The 23,694-nt window shown below is 59.4% G+C and carries 19 protein-coding genes; 6 read left to right on the forward strand and 13 right to left on the reverse strand.

Annotated features, from left to right (window positions below):
• Window positions 1–129: 129 nt before the first annotated feature.
• The 10 genes from MU848_RS04455 to otnK form a co-directional block, all read right to left on the reverse strand.
• Window positions 130–300, reverse strand: a complete 171-nt coding sequence (locus tag MU848_RS04455; protein ID WP_247230463.1) for a hypothetical protein — start codon at window positions 298–300, stop codon at window positions 130–132.
• 1,347 nt (window positions 301–1,647) lie between these two features.
• Window positions 1,648–3,306, reverse strand: a complete 1,659-nt coding sequence (locus tag MU848_RS04460; protein ID WP_247230464.1) for an arylsulfatase — start codon at window positions 3,304–3,306, stop codon at window positions 1,648–1,650.
• A gap of 66 nt (window positions 3,307–3,372) precedes the next feature.
• The gene (locus tag MU848_RS04465) at window positions 3,373–4,314 is read right to left on the reverse strand and encodes a TauD/TfdA dioxygenase family protein (RefSeq protein WP_247230466.1); all 942 of its coding nucleotides are present in this window, start codon (window positions 4,312–4,314) and stop codon (window positions 3,373–3,375) included.
• A 26-nt stretch (window positions 4,315–4,340) separates the two neighbouring features.
• Window positions 4,341–5,669, reverse strand: a complete 1,329-nt coding sequence (locus tag MU848_RS04470) for an MFS transporter (protein ID WP_247230468.1) — start codon at window positions 5,667–5,669, stop codon at window positions 4,341–4,343.
• An 86-nt stretch (window positions 5,670–5,755) separates the two neighbouring features.
• Window positions 5,756–8,152: a TonB-dependent receptor gene (locus MU848_RS04475; RefSeq protein ID WP_247230470.1), complete on the reverse strand. Its 2,397-nt coding sequence runs from the start codon at window positions 8,150–8,152 to the stop codon at window positions 5,756–5,758.
• Between the two features lie 642 nt (window positions 8,153–8,794).
• Window positions 8,795–9,052: a hypothetical protein gene (locus MU848_RS04480; RefSeq protein ID WP_247230472.1), complete on the reverse strand. Its 258-nt coding sequence runs from the start codon at window positions 9,050–9,052 to the stop codon at window positions 8,795–8,797.
• A gap of 403 nt (window positions 9,053–9,455) precedes the next feature.
• A complete protein-coding gene (locus tag MU848_RS04485) occupies window positions 9,456–10,529 on the reverse strand; it encodes a hypothetical protein (protein ID WP_247230473.1) in 1,074 nt (357 codons plus the stop codon).
• Between the two features lie 149 nt (window positions 10,530–10,678).
• Window positions 10,679–11,671 (reverse strand): D-erythronate dehydrogenase, encoded by a 993-nt coding sequence (denD, locus tag MU848_RS04490; RefSeq protein ID WP_247230475.1) that lies wholly within the window; start codon window positions 11,669–11,671, stop codon window positions 10,679–10,681.
• On the reverse strand, window positions 11,668–12,327 hold the full coding sequence (gene otnC, locus MU848_RS04495; RefSeq protein WP_247230477.1) for a 3-oxo-tetronate 4-phosphate decarboxylase: 660 nt from the start codon (window positions 12,325–12,327) through the stop codon (window positions 11,668–11,670). Before otnC ends, denD begins: the two co-directional genes overlap by 4 nt.
• Window positions 12,320–13,573 (reverse strand): 3-oxo-tetronate kinase, encoded by a 1,254-nt coding sequence (gene otnK, locus MU848_RS04500; RefSeq protein ID WP_247230479.1) that lies wholly within the window; start codon window positions 13,571–13,573, stop codon window positions 12,320–12,322. The genes otnC and otnK overlap by 8 nt, the downstream gene beginning before the upstream one ends.
• A gap of 58 nt (window positions 13,574–13,631) precedes the next feature.
• On the opposite strand from otnK, the gene MU848_RS04505 reads away from it, so the two are divergent.
• From MU848_RS04505 to MU848_RS04520, 4 genes are all read left to right on the forward strand, one after another.
• Window positions 13,632–14,957 carry an MFS transporter gene (locus MU848_RS04505; protein WP_247230480.1) on the forward strand — a complete coding sequence of 442 codons (1,326 nt, stop codon included), beginning with the start codon at window positions 13,632–13,634 and terminating at the stop codon, window positions 14,955–14,957.
• A 63-nt stretch (window positions 14,958–15,020) separates the two neighbouring features.
• Window positions 15,021–15,809: a FadR/GntR family transcriptional regulator gene (locus MU848_RS04510; RefSeq protein WP_247230482.1), complete on the forward strand. Its 789-nt coding sequence runs from the start codon at window positions 15,021–15,023 to the stop codon at window positions 15,807–15,809.
• Between the two features lie 456 nt (window positions 15,810–16,265).
• On the forward strand, window positions 16,266–18,665 hold the full coding sequence (locus tag MU848_RS04515; RefSeq protein ID WP_247230484.1) for a TonB-dependent receptor: 2,400 nt from the start codon (window positions 16,266–16,268) through the stop codon (window positions 18,663–18,665).
• A gap of 138 nt (window positions 18,666–18,803) precedes the next feature.
• Window positions 18,804–19,070 carry a DUF3363 domain-containing protein gene (locus MU848_RS04520; RefSeq protein WP_247230486.1) on the forward strand — a complete coding sequence of 89 codons (267 nt, stop codon included), beginning with the start codon at window positions 18,804–18,806 and terminating at the stop codon, window positions 19,068–19,070.
• A gap of 18 nt (window positions 19,071–19,088) precedes the next feature.
• Here MU848_RS04520 and MU848_RS04525 read toward each other — a convergent pair whose 3' ends face one another.
• From MU848_RS04525 to MU848_RS04535, 3 genes are all read right to left on the reverse strand, one after another.
• Window positions 19,089–19,268 carry a hypothetical protein gene (locus MU848_RS04525; RefSeq protein WP_247230488.1) on the reverse strand — a complete coding sequence of 60 codons (180 nt, stop codon included), beginning with the start codon at window positions 19,266–19,268 and terminating at the stop codon, window positions 19,089–19,091.
• Complete coding sequence (locus tag MU848_RS04530) at window positions 19,265–19,684, reverse strand: nuclear transport factor 2 family protein (protein ID WP_247230490.1); 420 nt, start codon at window positions 19,682–19,684, stop codon at window positions 19,265–19,267. The genes MU848_RS04525 and MU848_RS04530 overlap by 4 nt, the downstream gene beginning before the upstream one ends.
• 334 nt (window positions 19,685–20,018) lie before the next feature.
• Complete coding sequence (locus tag MU848_RS04535) at window positions 20,019–20,699, reverse strand: hypothetical protein (protein WP_247230492.1); 681 nt, start codon at window positions 20,697–20,699, stop codon at window positions 20,019–20,021.
• Window positions 20,700–21,277: 578 nt separating this feature from the next.
• Here MU848_RS04535 and MU848_RS04540 point away from each other — a divergent pair.
• Both MU848_RS04540 and MU848_RS04545 read left to right on the forward strand, forming a co-directional pair.
• Window positions 21,278–22,156 carry a hypothetical protein gene (locus MU848_RS04540; protein ID WP_247230493.1) on the forward strand — a complete coding sequence of 293 codons (879 nt, stop codon included), beginning with the start codon at window positions 21,278–21,280 and terminating at the stop codon, window positions 22,154–22,156.
• 345 nt (window positions 22,157–22,501) lie between these two features.
• On the forward strand, window positions 22,502–23,659 hold the full coding sequence (locus tag MU848_RS04545) for an MDR family NADP-dependent oxidoreductase (protein WP_201514782.1): 1,158 nt from the start codon (window positions 22,502–22,504) through the stop codon (window positions 23,657–23,659).
• Window positions 23,660–23,694 lie beyond the last annotated feature (35 nt).

Genomic DNA, 23,694 nt, shown 5'->3' on the forward strand with positions numbered 1-23,694 from the left:
TGAGAACTGCTTCAGATTTAAGCTTGAATGCGCGGTGCCCGCTCGGTGTCTCCACCGTAGTTAGCCAATTGCGCCGGCTCATAGAGCCGTCCTCGTCTTCTGGAGATCGATGCTGAGCATCTCACTCATTCAGCATTGATCGCTGAACATGCCCATTATGAAAAGCCTGCCTTGAAAATCAAGGCCATTTTTCACTTCAACCGCTGCGATGTCCATTTCCTGTTGCGGTTTTTTCCATTTTCGCGTTTCCGCGCGTGCCGCCCAGGAAGCGCGGAGTTCATGGGTTTTCGCTGCCTGCATCCCGGCTCAGATCCCACGTTTTTGCGATATTACCCATTTCTTTCCAATTCTAAGTGGAGACGGGTTCGCTCTGGACTGCGTCCTGCACCATTACCCCCTCCGCCAACATCCACTTCAGGTTGAAAAAACGGCGGAATCTGCTAAAAATTCACTCTTCTTGGTCAGGTGCGTTTGTCGCCGTCCACGCCTGTCAGCTCCCTATTGGGAGTATCGCGATCTTCGTGGCGCGCTGATCATACCCAAGATCGAGCATCACGCAGCCATTCTTGATCCCGAACAGGCGGGCGAGATGCTACGCGCCATAGATGGATATGAGGGCAGCCGCTGACGCGCTGGGCTCTGCAGCTGTCGGCGCATCTTTTCGTTCGCCCGGGTGAGCTCCGAAAGCGGAATGGCAGAGATCGACGCAGTGAAGTCTGTATGACGCATCCCGCCCGCAAAGATGAAGGGGCGGGCTGAGCACCAGGTGCCCCTGTCGCGGCAGGCTATGGCGATCCTGACGGAGATCAAAAATCTGGCTGGGAGGGGAATGTTCGTTCCCTTCAATCAGAAGCGCGGCAAATCCAATGTCAGAGAATACCGTGAATGCTGGCCTACGCTGCCTGGGCTAATCGGGCGACGAGATGACGGCGCACGGCTTCCGTTCCATGGCGTCCACTCTCCTGAATGAGTGCGGAAGTGGCATCCGGACGCGATTGAGCGGGCATTAGCGCACAAGGATCGTGATTCCGTTGGAGCGGCTTATGCTCGAAGGGCCTTTTGGAATGAACGTGTCGAAATGGCCCAATCGGGAGTGATTATCTCGATCGGCTGAAGGACGAGCGGAACATACGGCGCGCGGCGTTGGTCCGTGGGGGGCATGGGAACATGTGCCGCTTGGCTAAATGGGAGGATGGATCGCTCGAAGCTCGAAACCGACCCTTCTGTGCCCTTCAGCCGCCGGCTTCGATCCTGAAGTGGACCGGCCGCTTCCTCATTTCTCAAAGTCTCGAACGGCCGAATTCAGAAATGGCAGCTTGGTGACGGGCGACTTAGATAAGCTGCCATTGCCTGCTGGAGAAAGCCGCGCGGCGGCCATTGATCATTTTTCCCGTTGTGGAGTCCATGTGAGTGGAAAGCATCGACGCGCACTTAGCGCGCCGGTGCTTCCTCGGAGTAGACATTGTCCGATCCCATGCGGAATATACCGAGGAACGTGGCGCATGCCCGCCCTCCTCGTGCCGCTCAGTCCGCTGCCGAAATGATAGCCAGTCATGGCTCGCGAAGGAGGCCCCTAGCATAGTGTCGCGTATGGCTTACGGCGGTGATGATCGCGCCCAGGGTGGAAGAGGATCGGTGTTCCGCTATCTATGGGCGGTATATGCGTTCATTGGGCAAGATCACGCCGACCTCCTTCGCATAGCTGTCCCAAGCCTTGATCAGTTTGGCTTTCCGGTCCGGTTCCGCCCGGGACAGGTCGGTGACCTCGCCCGGGTCGTGCGCGATATTATATAGCCCCCACTGGCCATCCCCCAGGTCAGTGATCTTCCAATCACCTTGCCGCAGCGATCTGGAGCCGAATAGCTCGGTACCTACCGCGTCTTCCGCAGCATAGACACGTTCGGATGCATTGGTGAGATAAGGGACCCAGCTCTTGCCGCGAATAGCTGTTACCGGGCGGCCTTGGAAGCTGCCCTGCGGTTGCGGAACCTGCGCGAGTTCTAGTAGCGTCGGAACTATGTCCGTGACTGACGTGAATGCGTTGGCGATGCCTTTTCGCGTGAAACCACGATAGCTCGTAAAGGCTACGGTGCGTGTTCCACCCTCCGTAGCATAGGCCTTGTACAGCCATGATGGAGCTGTTGCAGCCTGTGCCCAGCCGGGGCCGATGCCGACATAGCTGTTCGCGTTGCCGCGATTTTCCAGGCCGTTGTCGGCACGCGCAGTCGCCTGCCTGATTGACGACAAGCCGCCATTTTCAATGTCCATTCCTTCCGCCCCATTGTCGGCAAGGAAGATGATGACCGTATTGTCATACTGCCCAGTGCGTTTGAGCTCTGCGATCACGCGCCCCACATTCTGGTCCATTCGATCGACCATGGCGGCATAGACTTCCATGTTACGGGCAGCGCTTTGCTTTTGCTCGGCGCTCAGGGCATCCCAGTTGCCGTTTTTCTGTACAGGGGGGTGAGCAGCGAGGGCTGGATCGATCAGCCCGAGTTCTACCTGCCGCTTCAGCCGCTGGGCGCGGAGGACATCATACCCTGCGTCATAGCGGCCCTTGTAACGGGTGATGTCTTCACGCGGGGCTTGGAGCGGCCAGTGGGGAGCGGTGAAGGCGAGATAGGCGAAGAAGGGCTTGGCCTTGTCTGCGCCGCTGTATGTGGACTTCAGTTGATCAATCAGGCGGGCCGCAAAATAATCGGAAGAATAGAAGTTGGCGGGCAGTGCGGACAGAGGGCGGCCATCCTGCGTGTAGGCAAAGCCTTTTGCCGGATCTGTGGAAAGGTTGCGGCCGAAATGATTGTGGGCACCCTGCAACAACGCAAAGCTATGTTGGAAGCCGCGTGCATGCGGGTCCTGACCGGCGGCGACGCCCAGGTGCCATTTGCCCGAAAAGAGCGTACGGTATCCGCCTGCTCCCAGAAGCTCGGCTAGTGTCGCCACGTCCGAGCGGAGATAGCCCTCATGGCCTGGCTGACCCCTTTGATTGGGGGCGAGCAGTTCCGCCATCGAGCCTAGCCCAGCCTTGTGATTGTCCGTGCCTGTCAGCAGCATCGACCGTGTGGGCGAGCAGGTCGGCGCGGTATGGAAGCCGGTAAGGCGGGTGCCGCCTTTGGCGATGGCGTCCAGATTGGGCGTCGCGATTTCACCCCCGAATGCGCCGAGGTCCGAATAGCCAAGGTCGTCTGCGACGATGACGAGGAAGTTAGGTCGCTGCGCTTCTGCTGCGGACAGGGCCATCGGCGAAGCGGCGCCCAGAAGTGCGCCGAGGAAGGGCAATATGGTCTTGAGAGGCCGGGGCATGGATGCTCCAAGAAACAGGAGGGGACCGCCGCGAGCGCATGCGGTCCCCAGAAGGCTGAGGGTGGGTTATTCAGCAGGCGTGAGGATGGGCGCCTGTTCTTTCTTGACGGTACGGCTGCGGCGGCCGTCAATTGCCACGGGGATGTCACCGGCTACCGTGGCGCGGCGAAGGGTACGGCGTTGCAGGCCGAAATCGGCTATCGCGCGATGCTGCGTGGCGCGGTTGTCCCAGATGGCGACATCGCCCGCAACCCAGCGCCAGCGCACGGTGTTTTCCGGCTTGGTAATATGGTCCTGCAGGATCGAGAAAAGCCGCTGCGAATCCGCGGTATTGAAGCCGACGAACTGCTTCACGAAGTGGCCGACCAGCAGGCTACGTTCGCCGGTTTCGGGGTGGACACGAACGACCGGATGTTCCGTTTCATACACGGTGGACGCGAATATCTTGCTATATTCCTCTGCTCGTGCGGCGTCTTTGGTGCCGAGGGCATGAGCATAGTCATATTTGTTGGAATGCACCGCCCATAGGCCATCGACCAACGTTTTTAACGCTTCAGGCAATTCTTCATATGCCGTTGCGCCATTTGCCCAGAGCGTGTCGCCTCCGGCTGCAGGTACGTTGATCGCGCGCAGGATCGATGCTTTGGGATAGGCTTCGACGAAGGTGACGTCGGTATGCCAGCTGGATGCCGCATAGCCTTCCTTCGAGTCCAGTTCGAGCAGGTAGCGCGAGCCTTCGGCAACGGGGACCGTCGGATGCGCCACAGGATCCCCCAGCAAGGCGGCAAATTGTTCATGACGCTCGTCCGTCAGTTCATGCTGTTCGCGGAAGAACAATACCTTGTGCCGGGCGAGAGCCGTCTGGAGCGCGGTGATGATTGCCGGTTCCAGATCCCCCGACAATGCGATGCCGCGAACCTCCGCACCGATACGGCCAGCGACGGGGACGATGTCGAGCGGGCTTTGTGCGTCAGCGGCGTTGATGAAGTTGTGAATCTGGTCAGTCATTGCAGGGGTCCTCTTTTTGCAAGGGTTTATTCGGCAGGCGTGAGTGCGGCGTCCCGCTCCTCCAGCCGACGGCGAATTTCGGAATGTTGCGCTTCGTGCAGCGGGAAGCCGTGGATCAGCGCAGCGGAAATCAGATGAGCAATGGCGGGGCCGAGGGCGAACACCCAGAGCAGTCCATGCAGGGCTTCGGGCGTGTTGGTGACAGCTTGAGGGTTGAAGCCGAACCATCCTACCAGCGGCAGGGCGATGCCGACCGCCACTGCCATGCCTGCCTTTGACGACAGGCTGAAGGCGGAGAAGAACAGGGCGGTACGATCTGCGCCCGTACGCAGTCGGTGAGCATCAGCAACATCGGCGACCATGGACCGCAACATCAGGTTGCCCGATCCCTGAGCGAGGCCCTGGGCGACCGTTAGTGCTAACAGCAGGGCAATCTGACCCGGCACCACCAGCAGCAGGGCAAGGTTGATCGCGACCTGCGTGAGTTCACCCGCGATCGCAGCCCGGTGCTTGCCGATGCGATAGCCGATCTGCGCCCAGATCGGACCAGCGACAACGCCGAAGACAAACTGGAAGAGGTATAGGCCGCTCGCCCATTGCGGTAGGCCCATGTAGGCGGTGACGAAGAAGACGATGAGGCCTGCACGGGTGCTTTGTCCGATCGTAACGGCGAAGTCGGACAGCAGCACGCGGCGGAGTAACGGATCGCTGAACAGGATCGTGATCGTCCGGCCGAGTGGCGCGCGCTCATGATTGACGGGAGTGGCAGCTGGCGCTTCGGTGAAGGCGCGCAGCGCGAGCGGGACCGTGATGATCAGGCTGCCGATCACCACTGCTCCCATAGCGGCGAGCTTGAGTTGACCATCCCTGGGGTTCAACTGGTCAATGATCGTCGGGAGGATCAGAACGAGCAGCAAAGCGGCTGCGGCGGCGACCGTCTGGAACGTCACTATCCGTGTCCGTTCATGATATTCGCCCGATATCTGCCCCGACCAGGCGAGATACGGGATCTGGATCATCGCCGATCCGAGATAGATCGCGAACATCGCGGCCCCGAGGTAGAGGGGCGAGACGAGGCTGGCAGAAGGGAAAAACAGGGCGAGGGATGCCAAGCCGAAGATGATGGCGCCGCCAACGATCCATGGCCTGCGGCGACCAAACCGGCTGCTCGTTCGGTCGCTAAGGACGCCGATCAGCGGATCGGCAATCGCTCCCCAGAGTCGTTCGGCGAGAAAGATCGCACCGATCACGCCCAATGACAGCCCGAAATGCTGAGCGTAGATGGCAGGGAGATGGACGGCCAGCGGCATCTGTGCAGCGGCGACGGGCACCGAAAGCGATGCAAAGCCAGCCAAGCGCCATCTGTTCAGCTGTCCGGTCCTGTCCCGGGCTGGGGCATGAGCAAGCGAATGTGGAGAATAGAGCGTTGCCATCATCTGCCTCACAATCTGGTTCTGAGGGTCGCGCCGAGAGTCCGGGGGTCGCCGATCGTGCCGGTGACGAGGCCGAAGCCGCCGGGAGAAAGCGCCTGGAAGTAATCTTTATGGGCTAGGTTTCGCGCCCACACAGACAGGTCCCAGCGGCCATCGTCGGCCCGGACGCCGATGCGCGCGTTCAGGATGCCGTAACCAGGAACCTGCGCGTATCGGCTGTTGCTTGATGACGTATTGAAGCTTGACCGATGGGAATAGTCAGCGTGGCCGTAGATGACCGTCAGGCCGCTGCCCAGCGGCTGAGCCAAGTCTGCTCCCAACGTGTAGGTGAATTTAGGTACGCCGGGCAGTTGGACACCCGTGAGATCCTGCGTCGGGCTGAGCGCAGCATTGCGTTCCGGTGCTTGGGGCGCGTTCCTGTAGTCGCGGTAGGTCGCATCGACATAGGAAGCAGAGGCCGTCAACCCGATCCATTTTGATGGCGCATATGAAACATCGGCTTCTAAGCCACGCGATCGGACCTTTGGAATGTTCGATATATATTGTATTGCCGGACCGACCGCATTGATCTGAGTGATCGCCGTCTGATAATCCGACACTTCAGTCCAGAAGGCGGCCGCGTTGAATGTCACGGCGCGGTTGAACCATTGGCTTTTCAGCCCGAACTCGTAATTGTCGACCTTTTCCGGTTTTACTTCAGCGACCGCACCGGCAGGAATGTTGGTGAGGTTGAGGCCACCTGATTTGTTACCGCGCGAATAGCTGCCGTAAAGAAGGGCGTCCGGCGTCACCTTCCAGGCGAGTGTGGCCAAGCCTGAAACACTGTCGTCCGAAACCGCCACATCATAGCTCGTGCGCGGATTGAACTGGTTGCGGATGGCAGTCGCTGCGGCGGCATCGGCGGGGGACAAGGTGGACAGATCGGACCCGGCGACCCAATATTGGCGATAGACGCCCGTCTTGTCTTCATGGGTGTAGCGCAGGCCGCCAGTGAAGGTCAGGTTGTCGCTGATATGCCAATTCGCCTGTCCGAAAAGAGCATAGCTCTTCGTCACCGGTTCCGAATAGCTGTTGGATTCAAAGCCGTTCAACGCGGCGTTGGTGACGACGGGATTGCCTGCCGGGGCGAACCAGTTGGGAGCTGCGCTTCCATAAGCCGACGCGCCATAGCCGCGGACGGTTTGCCAGAAATAATAGGCGCCCAGCGTCCAATCGATCCTGTTGTTTCCGGTCGATCCGAGGCGCAATTCCTGACTGAACTGGCGTTGGCGATTGGCTTGCTGCGCCTTTGTTACGACCGGGAGGGACGTGGAATCTCCGTCATTCGCCGGGTTCCAATCCCACCAGCGATAGGCTGTCACGGACGTCAGAGCAACCTTGCCCAGGTCCCAATCAACCTGAGCCGACCCGCCATAGCTTTCCATCTCCGCTTGATAGTGACCATCTGAGTCCCCTTGACGAGCGAAGGGATCGGCGGCCAGCGGTGTGTATCCGGCACGGGTGGTGCGATTGAGGAAGTTGTTGGCAATCGGCGCGCCGCTGTCATAGGTGCCGAAATAGGTGACCGGAATGTTCAGCACATAATGCTGCTTTTGGTGTGAATAGTCACCGATCAGACGTATCGAAACGGCTTCGGTCGGAGTGACCAACAACTGGCCACGGATCGAGAAATTGTCATAATCCTGCGCTTTTGATCCGTCATGAAGATTGGTGAGGAAGCCGTCCCGATGGGTATCGGCCAAGGACAAGCGGAACGCGGCTTTGTCAGCGATGATCGGTGCCGACGCGGAAGCACGGAGTTGGTGATAGCCATAGTCGCCACCAGTGATCTCGCCAAAGAATTCAGGATCAAAACTCGGCGCACGACTGGTAATATTAATCGCACCTGATGTCGTGTTCTTGCCAAATAAAGTTCCTTGCGGACCGCGCAGCACTTCTATCTGTTGAAGATCGACCAGGTCAAATTGCGACTGGCCGGGGCGGCCGTAGTAGACATTATCGAGATAAAATCCGACGCCATTTTCGAGGCCGTCATTTGTCAGAGCGACATTAGCGCCGAGGCCGCGAATATTGACATTTGTGTTGCGTGGATTGAAGCTGAAAACTTGAAGACTGGGAACAAGCTGCTGGACTTGTCCCAGCGTAAAATTACCTGTCTTGTCCAAGGTCTCGGCACTGACGACGTTGAGGGCGATGGGCACATCCTGCGCGTCCTCGTCCCGGCGGCGGGCAGTAACAAATATCTCGCCCGCGTCCGCTTCTGCACTGGCGGCGGCTACATCTGCCTCCGCAGGGGCAGGCGCAGCGATCGCGTGGGAGGCGATGGATAGAGCCAAGACCGCGGTTGAGGCGAACAGGCGGAAATGCAAATGCGCTTTATTGTTGTTGTGCGGCAGGTAGATCACTGATTTTCCTTGAATTTATTATCTTGGCGAGATGGCGGGGAACTGAGATCGGCGGCGGCAGGCGCTCCGAACACCGCAGCTGCGGCCTGGCATAGGGATATTGAGTAGCGCTGAGCGGGACACGGGAGGGGGCGCGGGGCGCTGTCGGTTGATACGGGCATGATTCATCCTCCGCTGAGCACCATCGGGGCTTTGTTGGACGGACATGTCCGGTCGCTCCCATCAGCCAGTGGCTAAGGAAGGATCGGCGTAGCGATGGGCGGGGATCAGCTTCCGACCGCGCGCTCCAGCCTGCGGATCATCTTGATTTTTACGAAACTCGAAGTCGGTAGCATCGTCATTACCCCTTGAAACGGGGGGAACACGATCCCTGGCGTGGTCGCCTTAGCATCGTGCGCTTTAGCCGTTGTTGACGCGGAGCAAGCTGCATCCCTTCAAAAGCCGCGGGCTTGCATGCTGTTAAGCATGGATGCGTTGCCAAGTGCACCATCTGGTTTATCTCTACTAAAAGAATAGAGTTGTGGTCAATCCAAGTTTTGCTTTTACGAGGCCAAATTCTCTTTTCCGTCGCTCACTCTTCGGCTGCCGAGCGGCGGTAGTTCTTATGCCGACTGCACTCTTCCCGCCAATGCGCCACTCGCGTCATCGCGGGATGGCGCCGCCCGGAAATAGATTATGGCCTATCCTTCTTGCACCGAGTTGCGAATGCGCCAGGGTGCGGCTCAGGAACGCATACTCCTCCAACGATCCGCCCCGCAGTTCCAACCACCGAACGAAGCTGATCCTAGCATCGTCCATCAGCGCGAACTGAACCGGCCGCCCGGTCTTCTGCTGAACGACGATCGCCCGGGCACGAACCTTTCGGTCACAAACAATGTCGCCGATCTTGATCTTCACCATGCCACCGCCGCGCAGCTTACTGTCGATGCGAGGTCAAAAAAGCGCCTGATCCCTGGTGCGCCCATGCTGATCCAAGAAAGAATCGGATTGCCCAGACCTGACGGGGCTTTAGCGCGCGCTTCGCGCGACTTTGCGTCCCGCATTCCATGATACTCGCTCGCGTGCGTCGGCATCAAATTCTGATAATCCCATGATACTTCTCCTCGGGCCACAATGGCCCGGGAGAAGAACGCTCGAAGGAAGGTCGCCCCGTTCATGCCTTACAGTGACAAAATATCGAAACCCAGATCCGGAAGGGCAGCTATTCATTATCGCTCATCACCCTTGGCTTGAGTAAAACTTTGGCGATAAGGTAGACGCAGATATCTGCCATTCTGCGTTGCTGAGCCCCAACTCAGTAAGATTAAGGCCTCGACAACGGCTGACTGCGCTCGTTGCTTTTCTCCTGATATGGCCTATCTGACGGGATAAGGCGCTGCACGCGGCGCCCCTGCACTTCGGCCACATAGATGACGCCCTTGCTGTCGGTGTCAATCAGGTGGGGGCCGCGAAACTCGCCCGCTGCCTCTCCGCGATGCCCGATAGTGCCGATCACGGACATGTTCCTGCGGTCCACCACGACAATCATGTGATTGCCCCAATCGGCGACGAACATGTATTTCTGCTGGGGATCGCGTGAAAAGGTGATGCCCGAGGCTGTCGTGGGCGAAGGCGCATCCCGATTTATGAAGACTTGCCGCAGATAGCGTCCGTGGGCCGAGAAGGCCTGGATGCGCTGGTGCATGCGGTCCGATACATAAACGGTTCCGTCGCGCGCTTTTTCTACCCCGTGCACACCGTAAAAATATTCAGGCTCGAGCCCAACCGCATGGAAATCTGCCGGGGGTGGCCCAGGGCGCTGATCGGGCGGGGCTTTCCCATAAGCGCCCCACATGCGCCGGAACGCGCCGTCGTCCTTGCCGAACACGACCAGCCGTTGATTGCCGTATCCGTCCGCAACATAGGCGGCCTGTTCGCGGTCATCGATGAAGATGTCAGCCGCTGCGTGCACATTCCGCCGGTCCCCATTGCCGGTGCTTTTTCCGCGCTGCCCGATCTGGCGGACGAAACGCCCCTGCGCGTCAAAGACGAGAAGCATGTCGTCGCCCTCCGCCTCCAGCCGACTGCCGCTGATCCAGATATCGCCATTGGCCGCTATCGCCAGACTATGCTCTTTGCCCGGCCACTCATAGCCTGAGCCCGGCCCTCCAAAGCCACGAACATATCTGCCGTCCCTGTCGAATTCCATGATCGGCGGCGCGACGTTCGCTGGAGTGCGGCCGGTAACTGTTTGGGGACGGTGCAGGACCCACAGGTGATCGTTCTTGTCCACAGCGACCGCCACCATCTCTCCGGTTGCGAGGTTCACGGGCATTTTGAGCCACTGCGTATCGAACCGGAATGATGGCATGGGCAACTGAGCCGTTTCGCCTTTCATCGGAAGAGGCGCGCACGTGGCTGTGGCAAGGGTCAGCAAGAGAGCAAGATGGCGGATCATGCGTATCTCTCCAATGATTGGTATCGATGTGGCTGCGATCTACGCGGTCGAGGCCTGCTGCCAAATGCTGGAGCCATGGCCGCCGTCTTTCAGTCCGATCCCGCAAGCTCCCGCCGCAATATTCGTTGCGATGGGAGATCGTCTGACACAAATGCGTCGATGATCTGCGCGATCGTTGTGTCACCCTCGAACCCCAGCGCCCGGGCCGTCGCGTCATCCCAGGCCGCTGGCCAACTCGCGACAATCTTCTCGATCGCGGCATCCGGTACTTCGCTCACCATCTGCCGTGCCGTCTGGCCTCCGATAATCTCCAACGCGTCTAGTATCTCACCCACGGTGACGGACAATCCGGGCAAGTTTACAATCCGCCGCGCGCCCAGACTGGAGGTGTCCAAGGCACTGGCGTGCACCAGCGCGGCGATCGCTCTCCGCGGCGACAGCAGCCATAGAGCGGTATCGTGCGGCACTGGGCAGATCGCCGCCTGTCCGGACATCGGTTCGCGAATGATGCTGCTGGCGAAAGAAGATGCAGCCCTGTTGGGCAGGCCGGGACGAACGCTGATCGTGGGCAGGCGCAGGGTCAGCCCTTTGATAAAGCCGCGCCGGCTGTATTCGGCTACCAGCAGTTCCACGACCGCTTTCTCCATCCCGTAGGATGAGCGCGGATCGACCGCGCTCTCGTCATTGATGGGCGCGGTGGGATCGGATGGCCCGAAGACCGCGACCGAGCTGGTGAAGATCACCCGCGGACACCGGCCGGCTGCGCGGCATTCATCCAGCAACAGCCGCGCAGCGTCGATGTTGACACGCATGCCAAGGTCGAAATTGGCCTCGGCTTCGCTGCTGACCACGGCAGCGAGATGGTAGATGACGTCAGCCTCAGCTACGAGGCGCGCGACGAAGGTACGGTCGCACGCGTCTCCGACAGCATAATGGACCCTCGCGTCACCAAAATCGGGGCCCGCCACGCGGTCAGCCAGCAGAAGATGTGAGCGGCCCTTTGTGGAGCCGTCCTGCGCCAGCAGCGCGTGGGCCAGCTTCTGACCCAGGAAACCGGAGCCGCCGGTGATGACGATGTTCATTGTGCACCGCCTGGCGCGCCGAACACGCGATGAAGTTCTTCAATCTGCGTGGCATTCAGCGGCCGGGTTGGCGTACCGCGCAGCAACAGGAACAGCTTGGCCGTCTCCTCCAGCTCCTCGATCGCGTTAGCCGCTTCGGCCAGAGATTTGCCCGCGACGATGGGACCATGATTGGCCAGCAATATGGCAGCGTTGGCCGATGCCATGCTGCCGATCTGGTCCGCAAGCGCCGGGTCCCCGGGGCGATGATAGGGGATCAGCGGCAATCGACCGACCTTCATCACATGATAGGCGGTCAGCGGTGGCAAGCAATCGGACGGATCGAGGCCGTCCATACACGACACGGCTGCCGAATGTGTGGCGTGAAGATGGACTATCGCATGAGCGCCCGGTCGAGCGTCGTAGACCGCCCGATGCAGAAATTCCTCCTTTGACGGCGGATCGCCCGCTATCCTGCCGCCATCCGGTGCGAGCACTGAAAGACGCTCGACGTCCAGGTCACCCAGACGCGAATTGGTAGGCGTCATGATAATGCGTCCGTCCGCCAGCCTGGCGCTGATGTTGCCGCTGCTGCCCGGCGCCAGGCCGAGGTCGCACAGGCGGTGTCCCAGGCGCACGATATCCGTACGGATGGCAAGCGCAGGATCATCAGTCATCTAAGTGCTCCCAGGCCTTCAGGAAGAAGTCGTCGCTGCCGAAATTTCCTGATTTCAGCGTCAGCAGCAGTGGCGGACCCTCGTCCCGCGCTGCAATGGTCCACGGCACGCCGGGATCGATTTCTGGTCCGATGTCAATCCGGCCGAGCCCCAGCCGACTGACCACAGCCCCCGATGTTTCGCCGCCCGCGACGATCAGCGCGCCACCGCCATCCTCAAACAGATAGGCGGCCATCTCCGCGAGGATAGCTTCGAATGCGGCGCTGGCTCCATCGGGCCACGCGCGGCGCTGCGCTTCCACCATGTCGGGCGTTGCGGTCGAATAGATCAGCAGCGGCCGATCGAGCGCCTGCTTGTCGATCCAGTCCTTCGCACGGGCGACGACTTCTTCCGGTGTCTCTCCTGCACGCAGCGACAGCCGAAGGGATGGATATCGCTCGGCAGCCAGTTCGGCCTGGCGTCGCGTGGCAGCGGAGCAACTGCCGGCAAGGATTGCGCACCGGGACGCGCCAGCTTCGGGCAACGGCGCCGATGCGCGGCAAGCGTCAGGCGGCGCCAGTGCGCGGGCGATGCCCGAAGCAAGGCCAGAAGCGCCCGATGCCAGCGGCACTCCTGCGCAATATTGTCCAAGCAGCGCGAGGTCCTCGTCGCAGATGGCATCCGCGATGACGGCAATCATGCCCGCGCCACGGTGTTTTGCCATCGCTTCGGCGGCCGCTCCTGCGGCAAGGATTTCACGCGGCAGAAGGCCGACTGTACCGCGCGTCTGGCGTTGCAAAACCCGTACTAGATCGGCATCCAGCATCGGATTGAGCGGATGATCGCGCATAGTCGATTCATTCAGCAGCCGATCGCCGACAAACAGATGTCCCTGATAAACGGTCCGGCCTGTCGCTGGGAAGGCCGGGCAGGCGATCACTGCTTCAACACCCAGGTCCGCCGCCATGACTTCCAGCACGGGTCCGATATTGCCAGCATCGGTCGAATCGAAGGTCGAACAATATTTGAAGTAGAAGCGCTCGCACCCAGCCTGCTTCAGCCAGCGCAGGGCTGCAAGCGATTGTTCGGCCGCCGCATCGGGCGCAATCGAGCGCGACTTGAGCGCAATCACGACGGCGTCAATCTTGGCAAGGTCAAGATCAGCGGGTATTCCGAACAGCAGCGACGTTCTTAATCCCCGGCTCGCCAGTTCGTTGGCCAAGTCGGTTGCCCCGGTAAAGTCGTCGGCGATACATCCCAGTCGCATGGCGGCTCCTTCAGCGGCCGCATTGACACATACAAACTTGTCTGACAACCAGACAGGCATGGAAAATACGAACGGTATCGTAGGGGAGGGCGCTGCTCCGGCGCAGGCAGATGCTGTCTATCGCAAGGTCAAGTGGCGGCTCGTTCCGTTCCTCATGGCCTGCTACGTCGTCGCTTATCTCGACCGGGTGAATGTCGGATTTGCAAAGCTGGGAATGTCGGGCGAGCTCGGCATCAGCGAAGCTGCATACGGACTTGGCGCGGGCATCTTCTTCATCGGCTATTTCCTGTTCGAAATTCCGAGCAACATGGCGCTCCACCGGTTCGGCGCGCGGCGCTGGATCGCCAGGATCATGATCAGCTGGGCCGTCGTATCGGCTGGCTGCGCCTTTATAGAAGGCGAAATGTCCTTCTATATCCTGCGATTCCTGCTGGGCGTGGCCGAAGCCGGTTTCTTCCCCGGCATCATCCTCTATCTGAGCTATTGGTTTCCGTCATCCCGCCGGGGTGAAGTCATTGCGCTCTTCATGGTCTCTATTCCGCTAGCCGGCATCGTCGGCGGGCCGTTATCCGGTTTGATCATGGAGGGGATGGACGGAATTGGCGGCTGGGGCGGCTGGCGCTGGATGTTCGTGATCGAGGCTCTGCCCGCTGTCGTTCTGGGCTGTCTCGTACCGCGGATGCTGCCTTCGCGGCCTGCCGAGGCGGATTGGCTCGATGACAGCGAATGCGCATGGATCGAACGGGATCTTGCCGCCGATGAACCCGAAGGCGTGCGCCATCACGCGCGCATCCGCGATGTGTTCGGCGACCCGCAGATCATGCGATTGGCCCTGATCTACTTCGGCTGCATCATGGGCCAATATGGCTTCACCTTCTGGCTACCGACGATGATCGATGACATTTCGGGCGGTTCGCCGTTGGTTGTCGGGCTGTTTTCGGTGCTCCCATATGCTTGTGCAGCCGTCGTGATGCTGCTGGTTGGACGCAGTTCGGATCGCACCGGCGAACGCCGTTGGCACCTTATTCTGCCCTTGCTGGTGGGCGCGGCCGCGCTTATCGTGACGCCAATGGCGCAAAACCCCGTACCAGCGATCGCCCTCCTGTGCCTTGCTGCGGCATCGACGCTCACCGCCAGTCCACTTTTCTGGAACCTCCCAACGGCGTTCCTGCGCGGCAGCGCCGCTGCTGTGGGGATCGCCGCGATCAATTCTGTTGGCAACCTGGCAGGCTTTGCCAGTCCGCTGCTGATCGGATGGATCAGCGGAACAACGGGCAGCCGGGCAACCGCGACGGCGGTACTCGCACTTATATTGATCGTCGCCGCCATCGCCGTATTCGCCGGGTCGCGATCACCGGCCAAAGCTGCGCTCGCTTCGCGATGATAGGAAAGCCCGATTGTTCGTTTCTTGCAGTTGGCGTGATGGAAGATCGCCTTTGGTCGACCCATGATGCGTGAATTGGATCGCGGTCCCGCTCTCCCCCTTGCAGGTTCTGATCATCACGGCGGACGCCGTTCGCAGTGGATAGCGCGCCTTATAATCGAGCATATCGAGAGCCACGATCTCGTTCCCGGTGCCAAGTTGCCGTCGGAAAATGCCCTCGCGCAGCGTTTCAGCGTGAGCCGTTCGGTCATTCGGGAGGCGATCGCCATGCTCCGCGCTGAAGGGCGCGTGGAAACGGTTCAGGGCAGCGGTGCCTTCGTCCGTCTTCCTGATGCCGGAGGGCCCGAACTGGACACGCTGACGCAGTCTTCTGTGAAGTCGTTGATCGATCTTATCGGCGTGCGACGTGTGGTCGAGAGCGAGATTGCAGCGATCGCGGCAGCGGAAAGAACGCGCGAGGCCATGGCGGCAATTGACCGCGCGTTGGATCGACTGCGGCGAGTCCAGCAGGCCGGGGAACTCGGCGTCATCGAAGACCGCGCGTTCCATGCCAGCATCGCCGACGCATGCGGCAATGATTATTGGCGGAAGGTCGTCCAGGCCCTCGCACGGCCCATCGAGGTAGCGATCGGAGTAACACGGTCGAACGAGGCGCTCAGCGGCGATCTCGTTCGCGCCGTGGATGAAGAGCATGGCGCCATTCGGGATGCGATCGCCGCCGGCGATCCCGATCAGGCTCGCGCTGCGGCGGTTCGCCATATGGAATGCTCGGCTCAGAGAATTTTGAGTGCTGACCGGGCGTTTTGGCGCACTGGCGGCGGCGGAATTTCCCGACTAAGCCAGGCTGACTAATCTGAGAGTCAAGCTCGCAGCAAGATGGGGCCTCCAAAAGCCCGTTTTCTCCTCGCCGCCAATCTCTTTGCTCCCATGGGGAAAGGTTTTGACGGAAGATTGCGAATAGTCTGGTCGAAGCAACGTACAAGGAATTCTAAAAACGATACCTAGCTAACCACGAGCGGCTCGTCGATCCCGTTGAGAAGTGCGCACCCGTTCCAGTGTGATGCTCGATTGTCGCGGGGGATATTCGGTTCTTGATCTTCGAGAGGATGCAAGGATCTGGTCGACGGTTGACCCGATGGAATCCAATTGTTCCGCATCGTGAAAATAATCGGCCGCGTCTTTGTCTCCTTGAAATGAACATCCACAATGGTGCGGGATTGAAAGCGCGTAGATCGTTCCGGCGTTGACCAACGTTCTCCTCGTCCGACAATCCGCAAAGATGAGAATGTCTGAAATTAGGGGGTAGGGATGCGGGGACTTTGTTCCGGTAAAATGATCGGCATGTTGATGGCGGGTACGGCCCTTTGCTCAGGGAGCGGTGCATGGGCGCAAACGGCGCCGTCGGGCGAAAGTGAAGCGAGGCCAGCCGACATCATCGTCACGGCAGGCAAGCGAGAGGAACGGTTGAAGGACGTTCCGATGGCGGTCGACGTCGCCACGGGCGAACAGATCGAAAAGTTCAACTTGTTCGATTTCAAGGACGTTCCCGCACTTGCGCCGGGGCTTCAGATCGCCAACACGTCAGGGCGGGTCAGCGTCGCCACGCTGCGTGGCATTTCGTTCAACCCCGACATCGGCGGACCAGCTGCCGTCGCGGTCTATTATAACGAAGTGCCGGTCGATATACAGACCGTAACCACCGCGATTTACGATATTCGCCAAGTGGAAGTGCTGCGTGGACCGCAGGGCACGCTGCGCGGACGCACCGCGCCTGCGGGAGCGATCACGGTGACGACGCGGCGCGCCGACTTGAGCGAGCCGGAGGGCTATTTGCAGGCAACCGTCACCAACAAACATGCGCGAAACTTTCAGATCGCGGCGTCTACACCGCTGATCCAAGACAAGTTGGCGATCCGCGTCGCAGCGGTTCTCGATCGGAACCGAGCCAACCATGTCTACAACATCAATCGTGATGAATGGTCCAACCAGGAAACCGAAAGCGTTCGCGCCACTCTCTCCTTCGCGCCGACGGAGCAGCTGCGGGGAAACATCGTGTACCAATATTTGGAAAGCGACCTGCTACAGAATAGGGCGGTTCAAGGCCCGGGCAACCGCCCCAGTCTGTTCTCACCCTTCGTCAGCGGGCCTGCAATCAGCGCATCCGACCGGCTGGCGGTACATGAAGGATTGTCATTTTACACCAATCGCACACATCTGGTGACGGCGGACGCCTCCTATGACCTGGGCAGTCATCTGATCTCAGTGCTGGGCGGCTTCCAGGACACGTCGCTCCATTCACGCACCGACCAGGATGTGGGCAATGCGGTGCAGGGGTACGATCAGGTGCTGACTGTGGCGGATCCAACTCGAGTATACACGGCCGAAGCCCGCATAGCCTCCGCGTTCGAGGGAATTTTCAACTATACGCTTGGCGTGTTCTACAATGAGACCAAGGCGGGCGGCCTGTCTTCCATTCGCGTCGACAGCTTCTTTGCCAACCGAGTGCCAAACACGCCCTTCCCGGCGAGCATGTTTGCCCTGCCGCTGCTGGCGGAAGTCGACATCACCAACAAGACCAGCGACCTCGCCTTCTTCGGCCAGACGCGCTTGAAGCTGACCGACAAGCTAAGGGTAGAACTGGGCGCGCGTTACACGCGCACCGTGGCTACGGCGCAGAGCTTCCTTGAGGTGACGACCACGGGCGGCGTCGGGATACCCGTACCCGCAGGCATTGTCGTGCCCCGCGTCGCAACGGTCGATCCCGATTTCGTGCGGCAGGTCAATCATCCGCTGACGGGCACGGCCAGTATCAGCTATGATTGGACGCCCGACATCACCACTTACGCCACCTATGGCCGTTCTTACCGCCGTGGATCGGCACAGCTCGGCGTCAATTCTCCGCTGGATTCCGACCTGCTGGTGCTCGACCCAGAACGGTCGGATGCGATAGAGGTTGGCTTGAAAGCGCAGATGTTCGACAGGCGCGTGTCGTTAAATCTCGCGGCCTTCTACCAGAAGTTCGATGGCTTCATCGGGCTGGTGACCGCGCCGACTGCATCAGCTAGAAACGGCGTCATCGATGGATCGAACGCCTCAATCAGCTTTAATGGCGACGCTATTTCCAAAGGTGTGGAAATGCAGCTGGATGCACGTCCGATCGATGAATGGGATATTTCGGTTAACGCGTCCTACGCCAACTCACATTATGACAATGCGACGGTGCCCTGCCGGGATTCCAACGGCGACGGCGTGCCGGATACTGCAGGACAGCCTGCGGTCCCTGTGGGCCAGCAGGTGGCGTTCTGCACCACCAACGACCGTTTGGCCAACATCCCCCGCTTCGCGTTGAGCGCCAACAGTGAACTGCGCTTTTCGGCTGGATCAGTGGAACCTTTCATTCGTGGGTTACTGACCTATCGGCCAGGCTTCTATGCACAGACCGCAAACTATAGGTACAATGCCATCACCAACGTCAATCTGTTCGCTGGCATTCGGTCAGCCGGCGCCGGATGGGAATTGACGGCGTTCGTCAAAAATCTGTTCAATTCGACACAGATTACCAATGCCACCACCGCGGAATTGCAGATTGCAACGCGCTTCCTGGTTCCGGGGCCAGCGGGCAATCCCACACCGTTCCGGTCGGGCTATACGAACTTGTCCGTCAATCCGCCGCGCGAATTCGGCATAACGATGAACTACCGCTTTTAATTGATGACGCCGCAGCGCTCGAATAATTTCGGGCGCTGCGTTGCGATCGAAACTTCGACGGAACTCCGCGGTGAGATACGGTAGAGTCGATACTGGCGCATTGCCGTCATCCAGTGTTCTCTGAATCGGATGATGCGAATGTCCGGTGGGTTCGGGGCGGACGTCAGGAAGGGTCTGGTCCAACGCCAGGCATGGCCCGTCGAACAAGGGCTGGTAGAGCAGGAGGGACAGGCTGTCCGCCTCCGCCGCGACTTGCTTGTGGTTCTCCAGCAGCGCGAACTCAGCCGGACTTGCCAGCAGATCGAACAGGAAACCGGGCTGAGGCATGTCACGCCGCAACGCGGCGAGATGGTCGAGGGCGTCTACCGTCGCGCCGTCATGTCGGGGACCAGCGCTATGCCGTGATCGAGAAGGCGCATGAGTTCAGCCTTGAAAACCTTCAAGACCCGCCATCAATTCTATCTTCCCGACGACCTTTCGGTGAAGCTGGATGCGCTGACCGACAGCCGGACCTTCGACGACAGCATCGGCAGGACCTACATCCATCGACGCCTCGCGATCGCCGGTGGGAGGCGTCAGCTTCCCCTGCCGATGATGACTCAAAAATCCAGGTCGAAGGATTGGTCGTACAAAACGTGGCGGTGTGCGAATTTCCAACCATCCGGTCTCTTCACCACGGTATCGCGCATGCGCCCAGTAACCACCAGTTTGGGCGCCATCGGCGTTGTGCCTGCATTGATGTTCAAGAAGGAATAATGAGCGATCACAGCGTCGCCTTCCTCCTCGATATAGATGTTGAGGTGGTAGTGTCGGTTCTTTCCGCCAGTCTGATGATCGGATTCCTTCGCATGTTCAATCTGTGCGGCGACCCCTTCATATTTTAGTGGGAGATGCCCAATTTCTGTTACCACTTCAGGGACATACAGCCTTTCAAGGCCTGCCCAGTCGCCATAATCTGAGCAATGGGCAAAACGCGCGAGCAATTCATGAATAGCGAACTTGTCTTCAAGAGTAATCATGCTCTTATCCTGCGAGTGGAATGGGAATTGCCGGTGAGGTGCAGTCTCTGCCGAATATGGTCATCCACGATGTCGGTACGGGCGGGCCTTGCATCGAACCCGCCATCGATCGGTCAAGCGGCCCGCTGCTCCGGGCCTTGTGCTTCCGCTGGATAGATACTGGGTGGGCCAGTATCATATGCCCGGGTCAACAGCCCGATGAACTCGCGGTCATGCATCGGGTCAGTCGGCACTTCGAAGCTATGGCCCCTGGCGCACAGATCGCTGATGAACAGGTCGAAGACATGATCGTGCGTCAGGTCGTCTGTATGATCGAGTACCTGTTTAAGCTCAGTCAGGTCGATGTACAGTTCAGCCCCCCATGCACCAGGATGCGTGCCTCCTGAGCCGGAATTGCCTGGATTACCTCACCATCGGACGTGATCTGCCAACCATCCGGGACGGCAGGGTCCGCCTGTAACAACGAATTGAATGCCAGCCCCTTGGGCATGCGCTGATCTACAGGACCATTGGCTTCAGCCCTGTGGTACATCATCTCGTTTTCGGCAACGACACCTTTATTCCACATTGGCGCGGCTATGCGCTGCGGCAGAGCAGCTGGACCATCCGGCCAATAGGTGAAGCCACCGCCGATCGCGCCGCGGTAGAACCAAGCGATGACCTGCGCTTTCTTCAACTGCCATGATCTGAACAGGCCCGACTTCGCCATCGTATTCAGAAGCCACGCGGGCGCGTTCTGCAAATCGATCCCGCGAAACTCGGTCCCGTCAAGGTGCGCCGGATCATTGTTCGCGGCTGGGCCGTTGATGTTGAAGAGCATGTGCGCCGCCTTGGCGTAATCCGCTTTCCAGAAGCTGCGGGCCATGTCGAGAAATGGCAGGTTGAGGAAGCAATCTTCGATCTCGGGGAAAAGGCAGACGCCGTTCTTCGCGAGGCACCCACTGAAATAGGGTGTGAGGAACATGTCCCAAGTCAGTTCCACCCCTTCCGGAACTGACCTGGTAGTAGTGGCCATGACCTCTTCAGGCGAACCGAAATGCTGAGCCAGGATCAATTCCCACGGGCCCTCGGTCCGCATCACATTGACGAGACGTTGGAACTGGTCATCGGTGTATGTGTCATCGATTATCCGTGGCAGCGCAACAGGTCGGATTAAGGATCTAAGGTCTGCAACCATGATGGTCCTCTCATGTTGTCTTTCGGTCAGTGTATATATTCGTATCGATCCACCGCCCGGTCTCCCCGTGGTCGGTCAGCCTACTGGTCCAGCGGCCGAGTGGTTTGTGGCAACGCAGATTCCGGAGAGGAAGGGGTGAGCATATCGAGCCACGATATCGACGCATCACTAGTTCGGCTCTAACATTACACTGGATTCAATATCCAAAAATGCTACTGCCGTCGATCGGGCTACCATGATACGGATCGTGGCCCTTTTGGGAAAGGTGGATGATAGTGGATTCAGCGACGCGGCATTTTACGGCTGCCGCCATCAGAGCGGCGCTGCCTTACCCGGCTTTGATCGATCGTGTCGGGAAGGTCGTACGGAATGATGTCGTCGCTCCACAGCGCTTAAGGGCCAATGGAGAGACCGGGGTGGAACTGCTGGCCATGCCTGCCGTCGGTCAGTGTTATGCCGGCCTCAAGCTTCTCACGGTGGTGCAAGCCAATGCGGCCAAGGGCCTGCCAGTGATCGGAGGCTCCTACATCTTGTTTTCGACCGAGGATGGACGTGCGCTGGCGACGATGGACGTGGGCGAACTCACTGGGCGGCGGACGGCGGCTGTTTCCGCTTTTGCGTCCAGGCAATTGTCGCGACGAGAATCCAGCAACCTTCTGCTGTGCGGCTCCGGCCATATGATCCCTTATCTCGCCGAAGCTCATGCTGCGGTGCGGCCGATCAAACGCATCTCAGTTTGGGCACGCGACTTGGCAAAGGGGAAGGATGCAGCGCAACGGGTGCAGCTGTGCGTGCGGGATATTGATGTGGAAGTCGTGTCCGACTTGGATCAGGCGGTTGGTTGCAACGACATCATCTCGGCAGCGACGAGTGCCATCGAACCTATTATTCGTGGGGCATGCTTACGCCCTGGTACGCATATCGACCTTATTGGCAGTTACCGCCCCGACATGCGCGAGCTGGATGATGCTGGCGTACAGGCCGCCCGAATCTTCGTGGATAATGTGGACACGGCGCTCTGCGAAGCGGGCGATTTGATCATGCCAATCAACAAGGGGGTTATCGGCCCCGAGGCGATCAAAGGGGATATGAAAGCGCTCGCATCTGGCGTGGCCCGCTGCACGCCGGAGGAGATAACGTTGTTCAAGGCAGTGGGCAGCGCCGTCGCCGACCTTGCGGCAGCCTCTCTTGTGTGGGAGTCACTTGGCGATCAGCGGGGTGCTGATCGTCGTAATGGGCCAAGTGACCCTGAGACGCGCCACTTGTCGCTGGGCGGCCAGCAAGCAGCTATTTAGGGTGCGGCGGGTTTGGCGCACGGAGCATTTTCCATTCCACCGCCAGTTGACAGTGCTGTCAACTAGATAGGCGTGAAACAGGGGCACGAAGGTGAAATGACCGCTAAAATTTTTCCGTTCAGTCGACCGTAAAGATTTTCCCTAGCCCGAAGCGATCCTCTCGCCAGATGCTGGCAGGTCGAGGCCGATGAGCTGAACGTACAACGGCGTGCAAACATCAACTTACCGCTTGCGTCTAATTGTATACGATATACACTTTGTAAACAGGATTCGGAATTGATGCCCGCACTCTGCATGAAGCTTCGGCGGGCGCGAAAATATTGGCCAACCATTGGAGAGCATGACATGAGCGAGCAGCAGGCTGTAGAACGGAAAGGCACATGGCGCCTGAAGGATGGCGTCAATCGCATCTGGCGGATTGGACGCCCGATGGCGGGAATTCCTACCGTTGATGACTATCGACTGGAGGAAGCTTCTGTCCCCCAGCCCGGAGAGGGACAGCTGCTGATCCGGAATATCTACATCGCCATCGCACCGGGCATACGCCCCATCATGCCCTATGCGGGGTTTGAGCCCGAAGTATCCAACCAGCCATCGAAAGGCCGCGTTGATGCATCGGATGACGAAATTCTGATGAGTCACATGACGGTCGGTGATCGCATGCGTTCCGGGATGGTGCCTTCGATGTCTCCCCACACGGGCGGCAATGTGGGGCGCGTGATTGAATCGCGGCACCCAGGCTTCAAGGCGGGAGACTACGTCTTTGGAGGCCGATTCTGGCAGGATTTCGAAGTGGTCGATGGCGACGCCACGCTGCGTGTGGACCCCGAAGACCTGCCGATCGAAGCCAATCTTGGGATGGTCGGCCTGTCCGCTTTTACCGGCTGGGTGGGATATCGACGCTTCTGCGAGGCGAAACCGGGTGAAACCATGGTCATCTCCGCCGCTGCGGGTGCGGTGGGCATGATGGTGATCCAGATGGCCAAGGCGGAGGGGTTGCAGGTGATCGGCATCGCCAGCGGCGCTGAGAAATGCCGCTTTGTGACGGAAGAACTTGGGGCGGACGCGTGTATCGACCGTCTAACGGCCGATGTTGGTGCCGAACTCGACAGGCTCGCGCCTAAGGGCATCGATATCTATTTCGACAATGTCGCCGGAAATCTGATGACGCCGGTATTTGATCGGCTCAAGCCCTTTGGCCGGCTGATCGTGTGCGGCATGGCGGCCGAATATAACGGCTTTGAGCAGAGCAGCATTTCCACCGGCATGATCCTGGGCAAGAGGCTGCGAATTCAGGGCTTCGTGGTAACGGACTATGAGAGCGAAAACGACGCCTTCCGCGCAGATGTCTCCAAGATGTGGCGCGAAGGCAAGATCACCTACAAGCACCATATGTACAACGGCCTGGAAAGCGCGCCGGACGCGCTCGCTGCATCCCTGTCTGGCGCATATGCCGGTGGCAAGATCATCGTGCAGGTGTCTGAGGATGATAGCAAAGCCTAAGCCGGTGAACTGAAAACGGGATTGAGCCTGTCGAG

This window comes from Sphingobium agri (assembly GCF_023051225.1).
Taxonomy (GTDB): Bacteria; Pseudomonadota; Alphaproteobacteria; order Sphingomonadales; family Sphingomonadaceae; genus Sphingobium; species Sphingobium agri.

What these genes read in the sequence shown, in the direction of transcription:
- MU848_RS04455 (WP_247230463.1), bottom strand. Translation starts at nt 300, where the DNA reads ATGCAGGCAGCGAAAACCCATGAACTCCGCGCTTCCTGGGCGGCACGC.
- MU848_RS04460 (WP_247230464.1), bottom strand. Translation starts at nt 3,306, where the DNA reads ATGCCCCGGCCTCTCAAGACCATATTGCCCTTCCTCGGCGCACTTCTG.
- MU848_RS04465 (WP_247230466.1), bottom strand. Translation starts at nt 4,314, where the DNA reads ATGACTGACCAGATTCACAACTTCATCAACGCCGCTGACGCACAAAGC.
- MU848_RS04480 (WP_247230472.1), bottom strand. Translation starts at nt 9,052, where the DNA reads ATGGTGAAGATCAAGATCGGCGACATTGTTTGTGACCGAAAGGTTCGT.
- MU848_RS04485 (WP_247230473.1), bottom strand. Translation starts at nt 10,529, where the DNA reads ATGAAAGGCGAAACGGCTCAGTTGCCCATGCCATCATTCCGGTTCGAT.
- denD (WP_247230475.1), bottom strand. Translation starts at nt 11,671, where the DNA reads ATGAACATCGTCATCACCGGCGGCTCCGGTTTCCTGGGTCAGAAGCTG.
- otnC (WP_247230477.1), bottom strand. Translation starts at nt 12,327, where the DNA reads ATGACTGATGATCCTGCGCTTGCCATCCGTACGGATATCGTGCGCCTG.
- otnK (WP_247230479.1), bottom strand. Translation starts at nt 13,573, where the DNA reads ATGCGACTGGGATGTATCGCCGACGACTTTACCGGGGCAACCGACTTG.
- MU848_RS04505 (WP_247230480.1), top strand. Translation starts at nt 13,632, where the DNA reads ATGGAAAATACGAACGGTATCGTAGGGGAGGGCGCTGCTCCGGCGCAG.
- MU848_RS04510 (WP_247230482.1), top strand. Translation starts at nt 15,021, where the DNA reads ATGATGCGTGAATTGGATCGCGGTCCCGCTCTCCCCCTTGCAGGTTCT.
- MU848_RS04515 (WP_247230484.1), top strand. Translation starts at nt 16,266, where the DNA reads ATGCGGGGACTTTGTTCCGGTAAAATGATCGGCATGTTGATGGCGGGT.
- MU848_RS04520 (WP_247230486.1), top strand. Translation starts at nt 18,804, where the DNA reads ATGTCCGGTGGGTTCGGGGCGGACGTCAGGAAGGGTCTGGTCCAACGC.
- MU848_RS04530 (WP_247230490.1), bottom strand. Translation starts at nt 19,684, where the DNA reads ATGATTACTCTTGAAGACAAGTTCGCTATTCATGAATTGCTCGCGCGT.
- MU848_RS04535 (WP_247230492.1), bottom strand. Translation starts at nt 20,699, where the DNA reads ATGGCCACTACTACCAGGTCAGTTCCGGAAGGGGTGGAACTGACTTGG.
- MU848_RS04545 (WP_201514782.1), top strand. Translation starts at nt 22,502, where the DNA reads ATGAGCGAGCAGCAGGCTGTAGAACGGAAAGGCACATGGCGCCTGAAG.